The organism is Cysteiniphilum sp. 19S12-1 (assembly GCF_052030685.1).
Lineage (GTDB): Bacteria > Pseudomonadota > Gammaproteobacteria > Francisellales > Francisellaceae > Caedibacter.
This window is the reverse complement of record NZ_JBQAJM010000080.1, coordinates 1-1299: the sequence shown is the minus strand read 5'-3', so window position 1 is coordinate 1299 and position 1299 is coordinate 1. Positions and strand designations below refer to the sequence as shown.

The 1299-nt window shown below is 48.8% G+C and carries 2 rRNA genes; both read right to left on the bottom strand.

The features are described from left to right. Positions 1-4: 4 nt before the first annotated feature. Positions 5-119: ribosomal RNA gene (rrf, locus tag ACTS4L_RS11285) — 5S ribosomal RNA — on the bottom strand. 46 nt (positions 120-165) lie between these two features. Beyond that, positions 166-1299, bottom strand: a 23S ribosomal RNA gene (locus ACTS4L_RS11280); the annotation flags it as partial.

Below are 1299 nucleotides of genomic sequence, written 5' to 3'. Positions count from 1 at the left end.
AATAATTTGGCGGTGTCCTACTTTCACATGGCGAATGCCACACTATCATCGGCGTTATTCAGTTTCACTTCTGAGTTCGGAATGGAGTCAGGTGGTACCTAAACACTATTACCGCCAAAATCTTAAGCTTCTTTACAGAAACCTCTAACAATCTATCATAGAGTAATAACCAAGTCTCTCGGGCAATTAGTACTGGTTAGCTTCATACATTACTGCACTTCTACAGCCAGTCTATCAACGTCGTAGTCTTCAACAACCCTTCAGATCAGAGAACAGATGACTGAAGACTGATGACAGATAATCGAATCGCTTCGCGATGATCTAATTTAAATATTAAAACCATCAAGCTTGCTTGATCCATATTCTGTCTTCTGTCCTCTGTGTTCTGTCCTCCAATAGGGAGATCTCATCTTGAGGCTGGCTTCCCGCTTAGATGCTTTCAGCGGTTATCCATTCCGAACGTAGCTACTGGGCAATGCCTCTGGCGAGACAACCCAAACACCAGCGGTTCGTTCATCCCGGTCCTCTCGTACTAGGAACAAACCCTCTCAAATCTCCTACGCCCACGGCAGATAGGGACCGAACTGTCTCACGACGTTCTAAACCCAGCTCGCGTACCACTTTAAATGGCGAACAGCCATACCCTTGGGACCTGCTTCAGCCCCAGGATGTGATGAGCCGACATCGAGGTGCCAAACTCCTCCGTCGATATGAACTCTTGGGAGGAATCAGCCTGTTATCCCCGGAGTACCTTTTATCCGTTGAGCGATGGCCCTTCCATTCAGAACCACCGGATCACTAAGACCTACTTTCGTACCTGATCGAGCCGTCACTCTCTCAGTCAAGCGCACTTTTGCCTTTATACTCTTGGTGCGATTTCCGACCGCACCGAGTGCACCTTCGTACTCCTCCGTTACTCTTTGGGAGGAGACCGCCCCAGTCAAACTACCCACCATACACTGTCCTCGGCTTCCGCCTGAGTTAGAACTCCAAAAATATCAGGGTGGTATTTCAACGTCGACTCCTCCAGAGCTAGCGCCCTGAATTCATAGTCTCCCACCTATCCTACACAAATATTTTCAAAGTCCAGTGCAAAGCTATAGTAAAGGTTCACGGGGTCTTTCCGTCTAACCGCGGGTACGCAGCATCTTCACTGCGATTTCAATTTCACTGAGTCCCAGATGGAGACAGTGTGGCCATCGTTACGCCATTCGTGCAGGTCGGAACTTACCCGACAAGGAATTTCGCTACCTTAGGACCGTTATAGTTACGGCCGCCGTTTACCGGGGCTTCGATCCA